At 56.7% G+C, this 16,294-nt stretch carries 28 protein-coding genes; all 28 read right to left on the bottom strand.

What is annotated here, in order from left to right; all coding sequences use genetic code 11:
• Nucleotides 1-78 precede the first annotated feature (78 nt).
• The 28 genes from rpsM to fusA all read right to left on the bottom strand — a co-directional run bounded on the left by rpsM (nt 79) and on the right by fusA (nt 16,285).
• Nucleotides 79-465 (bottom strand): 30S ribosomal protein S13, encoded by a 387-nt coding sequence (gene rpsM / locus ATHL_RS03130; protein WP_062189680.1) that lies wholly within the window; start codon nt 463-465, stop codon nt 79-81.
• Between the two features lie 6 nt (nt 466-471).
• On the bottom strand, nt 472-585 hold the full coding sequence (gene rpmJ, locus ATHL_RS03125; RefSeq protein WP_084001131.1) for a 50S ribosomal protein L36: 114 nt from the start codon (nt 583-585) through the stop codon (nt 472-474).
• A 94-nt stretch (nt 586-679) separates the two neighbouring features.
• Nucleotides 680-1,474: a type I methionyl aminopeptidase gene (gene map / locus ATHL_RS03120; protein WP_062189678.1), complete on the bottom strand. Its 795-nt coding sequence runs from the start codon at nt 1,472-1,474 to the stop codon at nt 680-682.
• 8 nt (nt 1,475-1,482) lie between these two features.
• Nucleotides 1,483-2,130, bottom strand: coding sequence for an adenylate kinase (locus ATHL_RS03115; protein WP_062189781.1), 648 nt, complete (start codon nt 2,128-2,130; stop codon nt 1,483-1,485).
• Between the two features lie 12 nt (nt 2,131-2,142).
• Nucleotides 2,143-3,480: a preprotein translocase subunit SecY gene (gene secY / locus ATHL_RS03110; RefSeq protein WP_062189676.1), complete on the bottom strand. Its 1,338-nt coding sequence runs from the start codon at nt 3,478-3,480 to the stop codon at nt 2,143-2,145.
• A gap of 40 nt (nt 3,481-3,520) precedes the next feature.
• On the bottom strand, nt 3,521-3,973 hold the full coding sequence (rplO, locus tag ATHL_RS03105; RefSeq protein ID WP_062189675.1) for a 50S ribosomal protein L15: 453 nt from the start codon (nt 3,971-3,973) through the stop codon (nt 3,521-3,523).
• Nucleotides 3,970-4,170: a 50S ribosomal protein L30 gene (gene rpmD / locus ATHL_RS03100; protein ID WP_062189673.1), complete on the bottom strand. Its 201-nt coding sequence runs from the start codon at nt 4,168-4,170 to the stop codon at nt 3,970-3,972. Before rpmD ends, rplO begins: the two co-directional genes overlap by 4 nt.
• Nucleotides 4,163-4,687, bottom strand: a complete 525-nt coding sequence (rpsE, locus tag ATHL_RS03095) for a 30S ribosomal protein S5 (RefSeq protein WP_084001140.1) — start codon at nt 4,685-4,687, stop codon at nt 4,163-4,165. The genes rpmD and rpsE overlap by 8 nt, the downstream gene beginning before the upstream one ends.
• Before the next feature lie 30 nt (nt 4,688-4,717).
• Nucleotides 4,718-5,083, bottom strand: coding sequence for a 50S ribosomal protein L18 (rplR, locus tag ATHL_RS03090; RefSeq protein ID WP_062189669.1), 366 nt, complete (start codon nt 5,081-5,083; stop codon nt 4,718-4,720).
• Nucleotides 5,084-5,090: 7 nt separating this feature from the next.
• Nucleotides 5,091-5,648 (bottom strand): 50S ribosomal protein L6, encoded by a 558-nt coding sequence (gene rplF / locus ATHL_RS03085; RefSeq protein WP_062189667.1) that lies wholly within the window; start codon nt 5,646-5,648, stop codon nt 5,091-5,093.
• 9 nt (nt 5,649-5,657) lie between these two features.
• On the bottom strand, nt 5,658-6,071 hold the full coding sequence (gene rpsH / locus ATHL_RS03080) for a 30S ribosomal protein S8 (RefSeq protein ID WP_062189665.1): 414 nt from the start codon (nt 6,069-6,071) through the stop codon (nt 5,658-5,660).
• 17 nt (nt 6,072-6,088) lie between these two features.
• Nucleotides 6,089-6,271: a type Z 30S ribosomal protein S14 gene (locus ATHL_RS03075; RefSeq protein WP_062189663.1), complete on the bottom strand. Its 183-nt coding sequence runs from the start codon at nt 6,269-6,271 to the stop codon at nt 6,089-6,091.
• 1 nt (nt 6,272) lies between these two features.
• Nucleotides 6,273-6,815 carry a 50S ribosomal protein L5 gene (gene rplE, locus ATHL_RS03070; RefSeq protein ID WP_062189661.1) on the bottom strand — a complete coding sequence of 181 codons (543 nt, stop codon included), beginning with the start codon at nt 6,813-6,815 and terminating at the stop codon, nt 6,273-6,275.
• A 19-nt stretch (nt 6,816-6,834) separates the two neighbouring features.
• Nucleotides 6,835-7,167, bottom strand: coding sequence for a 50S ribosomal protein L24 (gene rplX, locus ATHL_RS03065; RefSeq protein ID WP_062189659.1), 333 nt, complete (start codon nt 7,165-7,167; stop codon nt 6,835-6,837).
• A 19-nt stretch (nt 7,168-7,186) separates the two neighbouring features.
• Entirely contained in the window at nt 7,187-7,558 is a 372-nt protein-coding gene (rplN, locus tag ATHL_RS03060) for a 50S ribosomal protein L14 (RefSeq protein ID WP_062189657.1), read from the bottom strand.
• A gap of 3 nt (nt 7,559-7,561) precedes the next feature.
• Nucleotides 7,562-7,837, bottom strand: a complete 276-nt coding sequence (gene rpsQ / locus ATHL_RS03055; protein ID WP_062189655.1) for a 30S ribosomal protein S17 — start codon at nt 7,835-7,837, stop codon at nt 7,562-7,564.
• Nucleotides 7,834-8,043 carry a 50S ribosomal protein L29 gene (rpmC, locus tag ATHL_RS03050; RefSeq protein ID WP_062189653.1) on the bottom strand — a complete coding sequence of 70 codons (210 nt, stop codon included), beginning with the start codon at nt 8,041-8,043 and terminating at the stop codon, nt 7,834-7,836. The genes rpsQ and rpmC overlap by 4 nt, the downstream gene beginning before the upstream one ends.
• Complete coding sequence (gene rplP / locus ATHL_RS03045) at nt 8,040-8,468, bottom strand: 50S ribosomal protein L16 (protein WP_062189651.1); 429 nt, start codon at nt 8,466-8,468, stop codon at nt 8,040-8,042. Before rplP ends, rpmC begins: the two co-directional genes overlap by 4 nt.
• 42 nt (nt 8,469-8,510) lie before the next feature.
• A complete protein-coding gene (gene rpsC, locus ATHL_RS03040; protein ID WP_062189649.1) occupies nt 8,511-9,188 on the bottom strand; it encodes a 30S ribosomal protein S3 in 678 nt (225 codons plus the stop codon).
• Between the two features lie 39 nt (nt 9,189-9,227).
• Nucleotides 9,228-9,569, bottom strand: coding sequence for a 50S ribosomal protein L22 (gene rplV, locus ATHL_RS03035; protein WP_062189647.1), 342 nt, complete (start codon nt 9,567-9,569; stop codon nt 9,228-9,230).
• 3 nt (nt 9,570-9,572) lie between these two features.
• Nucleotides 9,573-9,860 (bottom strand): 30S ribosomal protein S19, encoded by a 288-nt coding sequence (gene rpsS / locus ATHL_RS03030; protein ID WP_062189645.1) that lies wholly within the window; start codon nt 9,858-9,860, stop codon nt 9,573-9,575.
• A gap of 34 nt (nt 9,861-9,894) precedes the next feature.
• Nucleotides 9,895-10,731, bottom strand: a complete 837-nt coding sequence (gene rplB, locus ATHL_RS03025) for a 50S ribosomal protein L2 (RefSeq protein ID WP_062189643.1) — start codon at nt 10,729-10,731, stop codon at nt 9,895-9,897.
• Between the two features lie 2 nt (nt 10,732-10,733).
• Nucleotides 10,734-11,033 (bottom strand): 50S ribosomal protein L23, encoded by a 300-nt coding sequence (gene rplW / locus ATHL_RS03020; RefSeq protein ID WP_062189641.1) that lies wholly within the window; start codon nt 11,031-11,033, stop codon nt 10,734-10,736.
• Between the two features lies 1 nt (nt 11,034).
• Nucleotides 11,035-11,673, bottom strand: coding sequence for a 50S ribosomal protein L4 (gene rplD / locus ATHL_RS03015; protein WP_062189639.1), 639 nt, complete (start codon nt 11,671-11,673; stop codon nt 11,035-11,037).
• 36 nt (nt 11,674-11,709) lie between these two features.
• A complete protein-coding gene (gene rplC, locus ATHL_RS03010) occupies nt 11,710-12,339 on the bottom strand; it encodes a 50S ribosomal protein L3 (protein ID WP_062189637.1) in 630 nt (209 codons plus the stop codon).
• 306 nt (nt 12,340-12,645) lie between these two features.
• Entirely contained in the window at nt 12,646-12,954 is a 309-nt protein-coding gene (rpsJ, locus tag ATHL_RS03000) for a 30S ribosomal protein S10 (protein WP_062189634.1), read from the bottom strand.
• 10 nt (nt 12,955-12,964) lie between these two features.
• Complete coding sequence (tuf, locus tag ATHL_RS02995) at nt 12,965-14,167, bottom strand: elongation factor Tu (protein ID WP_062189632.1); 1,203 nt, start codon at nt 14,165-14,167, stop codon at nt 12,965-12,967.
• A 45-nt stretch (nt 14,168-14,212) separates the two neighbouring features.
• A complete protein-coding gene (gene fusA, locus ATHL_RS02990; RefSeq protein ID WP_062189630.1) occupies nt 14,213-16,285 on the bottom strand; it encodes an elongation factor G in 2,073 nt (690 codons plus the stop codon).
• Nucleotides 16,286-16,294 lie beyond the last annotated feature (9 nt).

Here is a 16,294-nt window from a genome sequence, read left to right as displayed (position 1 = left end):
TAAGCAACTCCAACCAGGTACAGGGCAGGCTGCCGCGGGGAGAGGAAGGGTCCCATCTCCTGCCCTGCCCGGCCAGAATTACTTCTTGGCGCCTCGGCGGCGGCCACGCCCGGCAACCGTCTTCTTCGGGCCTTTGCGAGTGCGGGCATTCGTGCGGGTGCGTTGCCCGTGCACGGGCAGGTTGCGGCGGTGCCGTAAGCCACGGTAGCACCCAATTTCAACCAGCCGTTTGATATTCATCTGCACCTCGCGGCGCAGGTCGCCCTCTACTTTATAACTGCGGGCAATGAAATCACGCATCGCGTTAATTTCATTCTCCGTCAGGTCGCGCACGCGAACATCCGGATTGACGTTGGTAGCCGCCAGAATTTCGCGAGCACGCGTCGGGCCAATCCCATAAATGTAGGTCAGACCTACCTCAACCCGCTTATTGCGCGGAAGATCAACACCTTCAATACGAGCCATGGTTTCCTACCCCTGTCGCTGTTTGTGCTTTGGGTTATCGCAAATGACATACAGGCGCCCGCTGCGCTTCACGATTTTGCATCTGGCGCATCGTTTCTTGATGGATGGTGAAACTCTCATGATGCCTATACTCCTTCGTTTTACACTTCACAAGCCAAAGTTGCAATTATACCTGCTGTTCGGCCTTTCGTCCAGAGGACTTTCTCCATTTTCCTTAAGTACCACCTTGCTCTCCATCGAGAAGAGTCAAGATAACCGGGCCATTTTCCGTCACGGCCACTGTATGCTCAAAGTGCGCCGTGAGCGAGCCATCTGCCGAGGCCACTGTCCATTCATCAGGCAAAACCCGCGTCTGCCAGGTGCCAACCAGCACCATCGGCTCCAGCGCAATCGTCATCCCCGAACGAAGGATCATTCCGCGCCCCGGAGTTCCGTAATTGGGCACCTGAGGGCCTTCATGCATTCTCCGGCCCACACCGTGACCGGTGTACTCCCGTGTCACATGAAAACCCCGACTCTCCACAAATTGCTGGATGGCAAACGATACATCCCCAATCCGGTTTCCGGCCTTCATCTGGCTGATGCCTGCCTTCAACGCCCCTTCGGTCACCTCAAGCAACTTCTGAGCCGTCTCTGAGAGCTCGCCTACCCCGGCGGTGAAGGCCGAATCGGCCACAAACCCGTCGTATACCGTGCCACAGTCTACCGAGACGATATCTCCCACTTTCAACCGGCGCGACTTGCTGGGAATGCCATGCACCAGTTCTTCGTTGACACTGACACAGGTGCTCGCCGGATAGGGATAGGGTCCCGGATAATTCTTGAACGGTGAATAGACACCGTACTTGCGTAAGACATCTTCAGCGGCTGCGTTTACGTCGGCAGTGGTAGCCCCCGGTCGAATAGCCGCCCTGGCCGCCGCCAGAGCTTCAGCATTGATCCGCCCGGCCTGTCGCATGATTTCGAGTTCATGCGAGGTTTTAATGGTGACCTGCCGATCCCATGCCATAAGCTGGACTACCCCTTCCGAATCGCCGCCAGAATGTCACGAGAGACTTCTTCAATACTCTTCGTGCCATCCACTTCAACCAGCAGCCCCTGCCGGCGGTAATATTCAATCAACGGCATGGTCTGTTCCATGTAAACCCGAATGCGCCGTTCAACCGTTTCAGCCTTATCGTCATCGCGCTGAATCAGCGTCGCACCGTCGTCGTCACATACTCCGGCTGTCCTGGGAGGATTGTATTTTTCGTGATAAACCCGCCCACACTGGGGGCACGTCCACCGGCCGCCCAGTCGTTCAATGAGCACTTCGGCAGGCACCGAAATGTAAGGTACACAGTGTACCTTTCCACCCAGCTCGGCCAGCATACCCGCCAGGGCATCTGCCTGGGCTGGAGTACGCGGGAAGCCGTCCAGTAAGGCTCCATTGGCGCAATCGGAGCGGCTGATCCGTTCTTTGACCATTGCAATGGTCACATCATCGGGGACAAGTTCACCGCGGTTCATGTATCCCTGGGCAAGCTTGCCAAGTTCTGTCTGATTCTTCAAATTTTCCCGGAACAGATCTCCCGACGAGACGTGCGTCAGCCCGAATTCTCTGGCGATAATTTGAGCCTGAGTGCCTTTTCCTGCACCGGGAGGACCTAAGAGTACGATGTACATAGCCATGGTCGTCTATCCTTTAATCAGGCTTTCCTGGTAACCGTGGAGTTTCAACTCCGTCTCAATGACCGTGAATGTATCTCTCACCACACCGACCACAATGAGCAACCCCGCCGCAGAGATTAACACCAGCCCCGAGCGCGAACCCGCAGGGAAGATCGGGTGCAACAGATAGGGCAACACAGCCACAAAACCCAAGAAGAGCGACCCTGGCAGGGTAATGCGCTGTTGTACCCGGTTAAGATATTTCTGCGTGGGTGCACCCCGCACAACCCCGGGAATCTGCGCTCCCTGGCGCTTGAGGTTCTCACCGTAGTTCTGTTGCTGAAAGAGCACATCGGTATAGAAGAAAGTAAATGCCACCACCATCAGGAAATACAGCAGGGCATACACTCCGCTCTGACCGTTAAAGGTCTGGTAAATCCCCTGCGCCAGGCTGGCAACCCAGGGCGTCTTGGACTGAAGGAAGTAACTCGCCGCGATGGATGGGAAGGTAAGAATGGCCTGCGCGAAAATGATGGGGATCATCCCGGCCATATTGACCATGAGAGGCAGATTGCTGTGCACCGGCATCGACATGCGGTTGCCCACCCGCCGACCCGGGAAAAACACCGGCACATTTCGCCGTCCCTGCTGCACATAGACGATGGCGAAAATAATCAACACCAACAACAGCAGCACCACCAGCAGCATCCACCAGCCGTTTACCTTATCGCTCAAAAGGGAAGCCAGGTTGAATGGAATACGCGCCACGATCCCGGAGAAAATAATGAGCGACAGCCCCTGTTTGGGAATGCCATATTCCGAGATCAATTGTCCCAGCCAGATGCCGAACATCGTCCCGGCCATCATGGTAATGATGGTAGTCAGCGTCGGCAACAGGTTGGCCCCGGTAAAACCATAATTTTTAATCACCGGGCTTCCGGCCAGAGAGGCGAAGATGTTGATCTGCCCGATCGCAGAAAGGGCCGCCATGGGGATGGTCAGGAGCATGGTCCACCGCTCCATCAGAATTTGACCTTCCCGCGGGTTATCCTTAATGCGGCGCTCCAGAGAAGGGATAATGGGGATGAGCAATTGAATGATGATCTGAGCGGTAATGTAGGGATACACCCCCATCGCCAGGATCGAGAAGTTAGACATCGTCCCGCCGGAGAGCAGATCGAGCATGTTGAAGAGTGTCTGTGCCGGGTTCGTACTCCGCGTCAATTGACCGAGCACTGCGCGATCGATACCCGGCACAGGGATGTTGGCGGCCAGGCGGTACAACACCAGCATCAGCAGCGTAATCAGCAGCTTCTTGCGGATGTCTTCTGATTTCCACAGATAGCGCCAAGCAGACCGTTTCATAAGTGAGTCTCCTGTATTGGCCGACCGCCTCAGAACCCTCTCAGGCGATCAACTCCACTTTACCGCCAGCAGCTTCAATCTTTGCTTTGGCGCCTTTAGAAATGCGATGCACCTTGACGGTCAACGGAACGTTCAGCTCGCCGTTGCCCAGAATCACCACCGGGTTTTTCACCTTGTGAAGCATCCCTGCCTGCGCCAGCAGTTCCGGGGTCACTTCGGTGCCTGCCGGGAAACGCTCAAGCTGTTCGAGGTTGACCTCGTTGAACTCTACCCGGTTGGGCGGTGTGAAACCCTCACCACGCATGAAGGGCAGGCGGCGATAGAAAGGCAGGTTGCCGCCCTGGCGGTACAGGTGACCGCCCTGACCCGAGCGAGCGCCTTCACCTTTCGTCCCGCGCCCGGCGGTCTTACCCTGCCCCGCCGAGATACCAATGCCTCTGCGCTTGCGTTTCTTATTCGCGCCTTCATTGGGTACTAAATCGTGAAGTTTCATTTCTCTTCCTCAATTTTCACGAGATGGTTGACCTTGTAAAGCATGCCGCGAATCGAGGGCGTATCGGGCAGCACCACCGTCTGATGCAGTTTGCGCAGGCCCAACGCACGCACTGTCGCTTTATGCCGTTCGGAGTAACCAATCGCGCTTTTTACCAGCGTCACTTTTAATTTCTTGGGTTCGGTCGTCTCAGACATTCTTCCTCCGCTCCCAGAAAGGCATCACTTCGCTCACCAGCTTCCCGCGTCGGGCAGCTTCTTCTTCGGGGAACTTGAGCTGCTCGAGCGCCGAGAAGGTGGCCTGAACGACGTTCAGCACGTTGGCGCTGCCCATCGACTTGGTCAAAATATCGCGGATTCCCGCCGCTTCCAGCACGGCGCGTACACCACCAGCAGCGATAACACCCGTTCCAGGTGAGGCCGGTTTGAGGAGCACTTTCGCGCCACCCGTCTTACCGATCACCTCATGGGCGATGGTCGTTCCAATCATCCCCACCCGGTGCATATTCTTATGCGCACGTTCGGTGGCTTTGCGCATGGCGTCAGGCACGGCGTTGGCCTTGCCAACACCCAGGCCTACCCGTCCCTTGTTATCACCCGCCACGACGGTCACACGGAACTGGAAGCGCCTTCCACCTTTGACCACCTTGGCAACGCGTGCAATTTCAATCACCCGTTCGTCGTATTGCTGTTCCAGGCTTTGATATTCGGTCATTTCCATTGGTTCAGGCCCTTTTTACTCTCATTAGAATTCCAGGCCAGCTTCGCGCGCGGCATCGGCCAGGGCTTTCACCCGCCCCATGTAACGATACCCGCCACGATCGAAGACCACCTGTGTGATCCCCTTTTCTCTGGCGCGTTCCGCCACCAGTTTGCCTACAGCTTTGGCCTGTTCAGTTTTGGTCAAACCATTCAGTTGACCGCGTAAAGCGTGGTCAATGCTCGAAGCGGCGGCCAGCGTCACCCCAGCCTGATCGTCAATCACCTGGGCATAAATTTCCTGCAGGCTGCGGAAGACGTTCAGTCGCGGTCGCTCCGGCGTTCCACTGATCTTCAAGCGTACCCGGCGATGCCGGCGCAGGCGAGATTCAGCTCGTGATCGTTTTGTCATAGTTCACCTACTTCTTGCCTTTGCCGCCCTTGCCAGATTTCCCGGCTTTGCGGCGAATGGTCTCACCCAGGTAATGAATACCCTTCCCCTTGTATGGCTCCGGCGGGCGAATCTTGCGGATATCTGCCGCTACCTGACCAATCACTTCGGGGTTCGAACCCATCACCTTGATCTGGCGGGTTCGTTCATCAACATCAAACGTCACCCCATCCACCGGTTCAACCCGTACCGGGTGTGAGAAACCCAGGTTCAAGACCAGAGTTTTCCCATCCATAGAGGCGCGGTAACCCACGCCATCGATCTCCAGCACCTTGGTGAAGCCGGTGTGAACACCGTTAACCATGTTGTTGATCAACGCACGTGTGGTTCCATGCAAAGCGCGCATCATCGGCGCATCCGATTCGCGGGTGACCACAATCTGGTTCCCTTCCAGGCTCACCTGAACCCCCGGCGCGAAGGTGCGCTCCAGGGTGCCCTTGGGGCCTTTGACTTTCACGTTCAGGCCATCAATTTCAACCTGAACCCCCTGAGGAACAGGGATTGGTAAACGTCCAATACGAGACATGGCACCCTCCTACCAGACCTTGCAGAGAATCTCGCCGCCAACCCCAAGCTGGCGCGCGCGCTGCCCGGTCATCACCCCTTTCGGGGTAGACAGGATGGCAATGCCCATCCCGGAAAGCACCCAGGGAATATCCCGTTTATGGGTATAGACCCGGCGCCCGGGGCGGCTCACCCGCTGCAGACCGGTGATTACCGGCTGCCGCTGACGACGTTCACCTACATATTTCAACTTCAGCCGCAGGATTTTCTGGCTCGGTACTTCGCCCTCCACAACCTCGAAACCTTCGATGTAACCCTCTTCCTTCAGGATCCGGGCAATTTCTACCTTAATCTTGGAATTGGGCATCGCCACCAGGCTGTGGCCGGCCATCAGGCCATTACGTATCCGAGTCAGCATGTCGGCAATAGGATCATTCACACTCATCGATACCTCCACACCGGCTACCAGGAAGACTTGACCACGCCGGGAATTTTGCCCTGCAGCGCCAGCTCACGGAAACAAATGCGGCACAGGCCGAATTTGCGAATATACCCACGCGGGCGGCCGCACCGCTGGCAGCGATTACGCACCTGAATGGGGTACTTTCGCCGCATTTCACGATACATCATGCACTTCTTCGCCATATTATCCCTTTCTGAATGGCATACCGAGCATTTCCAGCAGGGCTGCCGCATGATCATCGGATTTCGCAGTGGTTACAATGGTGATCTCCATCCCGCGAATCTTGTCGATTTTGTCGTACTCGATTTCGGGGAAGATCAACTGTTCGCGCAGTCCCAGGGTGTAATTACCCCGCCCATCGAACGCGTCGCGAGAAACCCCGCGAAAGTCACGTACGCGCGGTAATACCACATTGATCAGGCGGTCCAGGAAACTCCACATGCGGTCTCGCCGCAGCGTCACCTTGGCACCAATCGACCGTCCCTCGCGCAGTTTGAACGCCGCAATGCTCACCCGGGCCTTGGTGATGACCGGTTTTTGCCCGGTGATCGTAGCCAGGTCAGCACTGGCAGCCTCCAGCGCTTTCGGGTTATCCAGGGCCTCGCCTAATCCAATATTCAGGACGATCTTTTCAATCCGTGGCACCTGCATGACGTTATCCAGGTTTAACTGTTTCATCAAGGCAGGCACAATCTCGGTTTGATAACGCTCTTTCAATTTGTTCATTCTGTCACTCCCAACGGCCCTACTCGTCGATGCTCGCCTGGCATTTCTTACAAATGCGGAATGCCTTTCCATCCTGGCGGTTGATTCCGACTCGTGTGGCTTTGCCACACTTCGGGCACACCAACATAACGTTGGAAATATGGATCGGCGCTTCGAAGCGCACGAGACCCGGATTCAACGTGCGACCCTGCGATTGCACCTGGCGCTGATGTTTGGTGCGCATGTTCACACCCTGCACCACCACCCGGTTCTCGTCTGGAATGACCCGGATCACCTCACCGCGCTTCCCTTTATCTTCAGAACGACCGCTAATAACTTCAACGGTATCGCCCTTGCGAATTTTCACCTTCATAGTTCGCTCCTCACCATTCCTAGAGGACTTCCGGGGCAAGCGAGACGATCTTCATGAAACCCTTCTCGCGTAATTCACGAGCCACCGGGCCAAAAATACGCGTCCCGCGCGGATTTTGGCCGGAAGAGTCCAGAATCACCGCTGCGTTGTCGTCAAACCGGATGCTCGAACCGTCCTCCCGCCGCCATTCCTTGGCACAGCGGACGATCACCGCTTTGACGATTTCACTCTTCTTCACCGCGCCCTGAGGAGCAGCCGATTTGACCGTGCACACCACAATGTCGCCCACATATCCGTACTTGCGGGTCGAACCACCCATGATGTGGATCACCAGCAGCTCTCGTGCGCCTGTGTTGTCTGCAACTTTTAAACGCGTCTCTTGCTGGATCATCGCTTACGCTCCTACCTGCTCTTCGCTGCTTCCGCCACTCGCGCGCCGGACAATCCTCTGGACAACCCAGCGCTTCAGAGCCGAAAGCGGGCGGCTTTCAACAATTTCTACTTCGTCGCCGACGGCGCACCCCAGCTCATCATGGGCATGAACCTTCTTCGAGCTGTGCACAACCTTCTTGTACAGGGGGTGCTGGTAGGTGCGGGTAATCTCAACCACCACCGTCTTGGTCATCTTATTACTGGTGACAACACCGGTCATGCGTCGACGTGTATTCATTCTGCACCTTCCTCACCCTGTAATTCCCGCTCGCGCAATACGGTCAAAAAGCGCGCTATCAGACGGCGACTCTGTTTCAAACGGCTGGTATCGGTCAGTTGACCGGTGACCGCCTGGAAACGCAGGTTCATATATTCCTGCCGGGCATCATTTAACTTCGCCCGAATTTCCTCCGTCGTCAGTAATCGAATCTCTTTCGGTTTCATACCTGTTCTCCTGCCAATTCTTCACGCATAATTACTTTGGTCTTAATGGAGAACTTGTAGGAAGCCTGATGAAGTGCGGCTTTGGCAACTTCTTCTGGCAGGCCGCCCACCTCAAACATGATCCGGCCCGGTTTGACCACCGCAACCCAGTACTCCACATTGCCCTTTCCTTTACCCATGCGGGTCTCAGGGGGTTTGCGGGTGTAGGGTTTGTCCGGGAAAATCCGAATCCATACCTTGCCCCGGCGACGCATTTCGCGCACAATCACGCGGCGGGCAGCTTCGATCTGCCGTGCGGTTACCCAGCCGGGTTCAAGCGCCTGAAGGGCATATTCGCCGAAGCTGATCTCGGCGCCCCGCAGGGCCTTTCCCCGCATTCGTCCGCGCTGCTGCTTGCGCCACTTGACACGTTTTGGCATCAACATAGTCGTTTCCTCTTTCGTATCCTGGCCTGAGCCAGGGGATATTTACTCGCTGACGTAAACGCCTTCAGTGGGTTCAGCTTTTTCTTCAGCTTCGGGCATCTGTTCGCCCTTATAGACCCACACCTTCACCCCAATACGGCCGTAGGTGGTAAGCGCCTCCGCACGGGCAAAATCAATGTTCGCCCGCAACGTTTGTAATGGAACACGCCCCTCCCGCAGCCAGACACTGCGCGCCATTTCAGCACCGCTCAGGCGCCCCTGCACCTCAACCTTGATGCCCTGAGCACCCTGGCGAATGGCCTGCTGCAACGCGCGTTTCATCGCCCGCCGATAGCTCACCCGGCGCTCGATCTGCCCGGCAAGGTTTTCGGCTACCAGCAACGCATCGGTATCGGGATTTTTGATCTCCTTGATTTCCAGGTCGATCTTCTTCCCCACCAGCGCTTCTAAATCCTGGCGAATTTTCTTGACCGATTCTCCCTTGCGGCCGATCAGAATGCCCGGCTTGGCTGTGAAGACAATCACCCGCACCTTTCCGGGGAACCGCTCCACCTCTACCCGCGATACACCCGCGTTATGCGCAATGTCATGCACCATCTTGCGGATTTTAAAATCCTGTTGCAAGTTTTCGCGGTATTCTTTGCCATCAGCGAACCAGCGGCCTTCCCAGGCCTTGGTGACCACTAGGCGATAACCAACTGGATGGACTTTTCTACCCATACAAACTCCTGGTTTCTCTCTTGATCTACCCTTGCCGACTCACTCGTTCTCGCGTAAAACGATCGTGATGTGAGAAGACCGGCGCAGCAGGGGTTTAAACCTCCCGCGTGCCCCAAACCGACGCCACTTGCGGGTCGGCCCTTCGTCGGCAATGATGGTATGGACGTACAGGTCGTCGCGGCTGACACCAAAATTCTCTTCCGCGTTGGCAATCGCCGAATTAAGCACCCGCTCAATAATCCGCGCCGCTTTCTTGGGCATGAATTTGAGCGTGTTGGCAGCCTCGACCGCCGACTTACCCCGCACCAGGTCAACCACCAGGCGGGCTTTCTGTGCAGAGATATCTGCATATCGCAGTTGAGCACGAATATCGGTTGCCATAGCTTACTTCTTCCCTCCCCGACTGGAGGATTTCTCAGACACATGCCCGCGGAACAGGCGTGTGGGGGCGAACTCACCCAGGCGGTGCCCCACCATGTTCTCGGTGATGTAAATAGGCACATGCCGGCGACCATCATGAACAGCAATGGTGTGGCCCACCATTTGCGGGAAGATCACGCTATCGCGACTCCAGGTGCGTAGCACTTTCTTCTCACCTCTGGCGTTCATCGCTTCGATTTTGCTCAAAAGCTTCGGATCGACGTACGGCCCTTTTTTAAGCGATCGTGACATAATCTCGTCCTTCTTTCTTGCAAATTACCCGGCCCTAGCGGTTGCCACTGTTGCGGCGCCGAACAATATACTTGTCGGTGGTCTTGTTCCGGCGGGTCTTGTACCCACGCGTCGGGCGTCCCCAGGGAGACTTGGGCCCCGGCATACCCACCGGCTGGCGGCCTTCACCACCCCCATGCGGGTGGTCACGCGGGCTCATCGCTGTACCACGTACCGTGGGGCGAATCCCCATGTGGCGCTTCCGCCCGGCCTTACCCAGTTTCACGTTGCTGTGATCCAGGTTACCTACCTGCCCGATGGTTGCGTAGCACACCTGGCGTACCAGGCGCACCTCGCCCGAAGGCAGGCGAATCTGCGCATAATCGCCCTCTTTGGCCAGCAGCTGAGCCGAGGCACCCGCCGCGCGCACCAGTTGCCCACCTTTCCCTTCCTTGAGCTCGATGTTATGGATCATCGTACCCACCGGAATATTGGCGATTGGCAGACTGTTGCCCGGGCGAATTTCAGCCTGCGGGCCAGCGAGCACAGTATCACCCACTTTCAACCCCAGGGGCGCAATAATATAGCGCTTTTCTCCATCGGCGTAAACCAGCAGGGCCAGTCGCGCCGTGCGGTTGGGGTCATATTCAATGGCTGACACGCGCGCCGGAATATTGCGTTTATCGCGCTTGAAATCAACGTTCCGAATATATTGCCGGTTTCCCCCGCCCTGATGGCGAACAGTAACCCGCCCCGTGTTATTGCGCCCGGCGTGCTTTTTCCGAATGACGATCAAAGAACGCTCGGGGGTGGTTTTAGTGATTTCCTCAAAAGTATGGCCGGTCATGCCGCGCAGACCGGGGGTTACCGGTTTATATACTTTTACGGCCATGGCTATACCCCTTCAAAGAACTGCAAAGTGTCTTCGGGCGCCAGGGTGACGATCGCCTTTTTGTAGGTCGGTCGGGTGATCACCATCCGGCGGCTGCGCGCCCGGCGGCCACGCTTCCCCGGCACGTTAATCACATTCACCCGCAGAACGGTTACGTTGAACAGAGTTTCAACGGCATCCTTCACCAGCGTCCGTGTGGCGTCTTCAGCCACCTCAAACACATACTGATGTAATTTGCCAGCCAGATAGTTCGACTTTTCGGTCACCAGCGGGCGGCGGAGAACATCATAAATCGTGCTCATCTTACCCTCCTACCTGACCCAGGTTCGAGGTGATCACATCCAGCGAAGCCAGCGGCATGACGATTTTGTCAAACACCAGAAGGTCACGGATGTTCAGATAGTTTGCCAGTAAAATTTTCGCATCCGGGAGGTTGCGTGTCGAGCGAATCACCGCTTCGTATGATTCTTTCTCGGGGATTAGCACCAACGCGCTGGCATCTCCCACCAGCTTGTTTAATGAACTCGCCATGTAGCGCGTTTTGGCTTCTGGCAGAGTAAGCTGGTCAACCACCACAATCGCCGCCTCAGCGGCCTTGGCCGAAAGAGCCGAACGCAACGCCGCACGGCGCATTTTCTTCGGCATGGCCATCTCATAAGAACGCGGGTGCGGTGTATGCACTTTCGCGCCCCGTGCCCAGACGGGTGAGCGCGTGGAACCCTGGCGGGCACGGCCTGTACCCTTCTGACGCCATGGCTTCCGACCACCACCCGATACTTCATTCCGGGTTTTGGTGTCGTGTGTACCCAGGCGGGCATTCGCCATCTGGCGAAGATACGCCTGGTGCATCAGATCCACAAGAATTGGGGCATCGAAGATGCTCGGCGGCAGTTCCACTGAGCTGACCTTTTGCCCTTCCATATTGAATACATCTACTACCATATCGATCGCTCCCTTAGTTCAGGCAAAGGTTGCCGGCTACTGCTTGCGGGCTTCTTTGATCAAGACCAGTCCGCCCTTCGCCCCAGGCACTGCGCCTTTGACGGCAATCAGGTTGCGCTCGGCGTCCACCAGCATAACTCGCAGGCCCTGGGCCGTAACCCGGTCATTGCCCATATGACCCGGACCACGGGAACCTTTATATACTCGTCCTGGAGTCGTACCCGAGCTGCGCGAACCGGGTGCACGCTGGCGATCGGACTGACCATGCGTCTTCGGGCCACCTTTGAAGTGATAGCGCTTTACAGCACCCTGAAAGCCCTTCCCCTTCGAAGTGCCCACGACATCGACTTTTTCACCCACGCTAAAAGCCTCAACGGTTACCTTGTCGCCCTCTTTTACTTCCGGGTTCTTCACCCGAAATTCGCGCAAAAAGCGCAGCGGGGGCAAGTCGTTGCGCTTGAGATGGCCAAGCTGGCCACCCGTCAGACGTTTGGGCTTTACTTCTCCGTAACCCAGCTGGACGGCGGAGTATCCGTCCCGTTCGGGCACACGAACCTGGGTAACGTAACAAGGCCCAGCTTCGATGACCGTGACCGGAACTGCCACACCTGCATCATCGAAAATCTGGGTCATGCCGATTTTCTTACCAATGAGCCCTTTCAACATATCAATTGTCTCCTCAAGTTTAGTCTTCAGGACTGTCAGCCTGGGCTTGGCTGCATCATCCCGGTCCGCAAGGCAGTCAGTCTATGACAGGCCACGCCCTCATTTTTTCCTCGCGCGCCTGTTCACCGGCTCTTGCCTTGCCTGTTGGCTTTCGCCAGATGGGTCTATCGACCCAAACCGCTCTATTTTACCAGAAACCCCTCACTCTGTACAGAGTTCGCGGTTTTATTCTGGGGCATTTTCCCCGGCCAGGTGTCAAACACCCAACCGGGGAAAATATCCTGTACCAGGAAGAAAACGCTTCGCTTAGATCTTGATCTCAATATCCACGCCAGCCGGCAGATTCAAGCGCATCAGCATATCGATGGTCTTTGAATCCGGATCGAGGACATCAATCAACCGGTTATGGGTGCGGATCTCAAAATGCTCATGAGAATCTTTATCAATGAAGGTCGACCGGCGCACTGTGAACTTCTCGATCTTCGTAGGCAGGGGCACCGGCCCAACCACCTGCGCCCCGCTCCGTTCGGCAGTTTCGACAATGCGGCGGGCCGACTGATCAAGCACCCGGTGGTCGAACGCCTTAAGGCGAATACGAATGCGTTGCTTAGCCATTTTCCACCTGTTACTCTAAGATCTTGGTAATGACGCCAGCGCCGACGGTGAGGCCGCCTTCGCGGATGGCGAACTTGGAACCCTGTTCGAGGGCCACCGGCACGATCAGCTCGACTTCCATGTTGACGTTGTCTCCCGGCATGACCATCTCCACCCCTTCGGGCAGTTTGATCGTCCCGGTCACGTCCATGGTGCGGATGTAGAACTGCGGGCGATAGCCGTTGAAGAAGGCCTTGTGCCGCCCACCCTCTTCCTTCTTCAGCACGTATACCTCACACAGGAAGCGCGTGTGCGGAGTGATCGAGCCCGGTTTGGCCACCACCATGCCCCGCTCTACGTCGGTGCGCTCAATCCCGCGCAGCAGCAGCCCCAGGTTGTCTCCCGCAATGCCTTCATCCAGCATCTTGTGGAACATCTCCACCCCGGTCACCACCGAGCTCAGGCTCTTCTCCCGCAACCCAACAATCTCCACCGGGTCGCCCACCTTGATCCGTCCGCGCTCCACGCGCCCCGTCACCACCGTCCCGCGCCCTTTGATCGAGAACACGTCCTCAATCGGCATCATGAACGGCTTGTCCGTCGCCCGCGGCGGCTCCGGTATGTACTCGTCCACCACCCGCAGCAGCTCTTTGATGCACGCATACTCCGGCGCGTTCGGATCCCGCGACGGGCTCTCCAGCGCCTTCAGCGCACTCCCGCGCACAATCGGCGTCGTGTCCCCGGGGAACCCGTACCCGTTCAGCATCTCCCGCAGCTCCAGCTCCACCAGCTCCAACAGCTCCGGGTCATCCATCATGTCCACTTTGTTCAAAAAGACCACGATCGACGGCACCTCTACCTGCCGCGCCAGCAATACGTGCTCCCGCGTCTGCGGCATCGGCCCGTCCGGCGCCGCTACCACCAGAATCGCCCCGTCTACCTGCGCCGCCCCGGTGATCATGTTCTTGATGTAGTCCCGGTGCCCAGGCATGTCCACATGCGCATAGTGCCGCTTCTCGGTCTCGTATTCCACATGCGCAATGTTGATCGTGATCCCACGCGCTTTCTCTTCCGGCGCGTTGTCAATCTGATCGTACGCCCGGTACTCCGCTTTCCCTAAAAACGAGCAGTACTTCGTGATCGCCGCCGTCAGCGTCGTCTTCCCGTGGTCGATGTGCCCCATCGTCCCTACGTTCAGGTGCGGCTTCGTTCGCTCATACTTCTGCTTGGCCATGAAATAACACTCCTTCAAAAAAGTCCGTATGGTTTGAAAACGGGATTAACTGTTGAGAATTTTCTGTGCTACCGAAGCACTCACCGGGGCGTAATGGTCAAATTCCATCGAGAAAACCCCGCGCCCCTGCGTCGCCGAGCGCAATTCGGTTGCATATCCAAACATTTCTGCCAGAGGAACCATCGCGCGGGCGGCCTGCGCGTTGCCGGGGCGCATTTCCATGCCCAGGATCATACCCCGGCGGGCGTTAAGTTGCCCGAGCACATCCCCAAGAAATTCCTCCGGTACCACAACTTCCACTTTCATAATGGGCTCCAGCAATACAGGGGAACCCTTCTGGAAAGCTTCCTTGAAGGCCAGGATGGCCGCCATCCGGAATGCCATCTCGTTCGAGTCCACCTCATGGTACGAGCCATCAATCAGGGTCACCTTGATGTCCGTCACGGGATAACCGGCAAGCACACCACTTTCCGCTGCCTCCATAACCCCTTTCTGGACAGCCGGGATAAACTCGTTGGGAATGGCACCACCGAAAATCTTATTCTCGAACACCACGCCGCTGCCTGTTTCCAGAGGCTCCATATTGATTACGACGTGGCCATACATACCCTTGCCGCCCGTCTGCTTGACGTAGCGATAGTCCACTTTTTGCACCGGCACCGTGATCGTCTCGCGGTAAGAAACACGCGGCTTGCCAATGTTAGCCTGCACGCGGAACTCCCGCAGCATTCGATCCACCAGTACATCCAGGTGTAATTCACCCATACCGGCAATGATCGTCTGCCCGGTATTTTCGTCGGTGCGCACCCTGAAGGTTGGGTCTTCTTCCGAGAGCTTGCGCAGAGCTTCCGCCATCTTATCCTGATCGGCAGTGGTTTTCGGCTCAATCGCCACGTAAATGACCGGCTCAGGGAAGGATATACTTTCCAGCACAATCGGGAATTGCGGGTCGCAAAGGGTATCTCCGGTGAAACTGTCCTTCAACCCCAGTACCGCACCGATATCTCCCGCGGGAATTTCGGTGACGTCTTCCCGGCGATCGGCATACATGCGCAGCAAACGCCCGATGCGTTCACGCCGCCCCTTCACCACATTCAACACCGTCTGATTGGTCGAAATGGTTCCCGAGTAAACGCGGAAATACGCCAGACGTCCCACATAAGGGTCGGTCACAATCTTGAAAACCAGAGCGCTTACCGGGGCCTGATCGTCCGCAGGACGGGTAATCTCTTCTCCCGTATCGGGGTGTGTTCCTTTGACCGGGGGAATATCCGCCGGAGAGGGTAGATAATCAACCACAGCATCAAGGAGCGGCTGCACCCCTTTGTTTCGCAAAGAGCTACCACAGAATACCGGCGCCGCTTTGTTGGCGATCACCGCCTTACGCAGTCCGGCTTTCAGCTCCTCCACGGAGATCGGTTCACCCTCCAGGAATTTAACCGTCAGGTCGTCATCCAGCTCACAAATGCGCTCAACCAGGGTTTCGCGGGCGGCCTCCACCTCATCTACCATGTCCGGAGGCACTTCTCGCACCTCGGGTTCTCGACCGAGTTCATCCGTCCAGTAAATGGCCTGACGGGTGAGTAAGTCCACCACCCCCACGAAACTGGATTCAACCCCGATCGGCAATTGCATGGCAATGGGGTTCGCACCCAGTCGCTCGCGGATGCTCTGGATGCAGTATTCGTAAGAGGCCCCCACGCGATCCATCTTGTTGATAAAGCAAATTCGCGGAACGTGATAACGGTCGGCCTGCCGCCAGACAGTCTCACTTTGCGGCTCCACTCCCTGAGTGGCGTCAAAAACCACCACTCCCCCATCCAGCACGCGCAGCGATCGCTGCACCTCGGCAGTGAAGTCGATGTGCCCCGGAGTGTCAATGATATTGATTTGATGATTTTTCCACTCGGCGGTTACAGCGGCGGAGACGATCGTGATCCCCCGTTCACGCTCCTGCACCATCCAATCCGTTACAGTGGTACCTTCATCTACCGAGCCGATGCGGTAAGTCTTACCGGTGTAGAACAGAATACGCTCGGTCGTCGTAGTCTTACCGGCGTCGATGTGGGCAATTATTCCTATGTTACGGCACCGCTCTAACGGAAATGTTCGTGCCATGAAATCACC

The sequence above is a fragment of the Anaerolinea thermolimosa genome, assembly GCF_001050195.2.
In the GTDB taxonomy this organism is placed as follows: Bacteria; Chloroflexota; Anaerolineae; order Anaerolineales; family Anaerolineaceae; genus Anaerolinea; species Anaerolinea thermolimosa.
The sequence above is the reverse complement of the archived record's forward strand: the minus strand, read 5'-3'. Positions and strand labels throughout refer to the sequence as shown.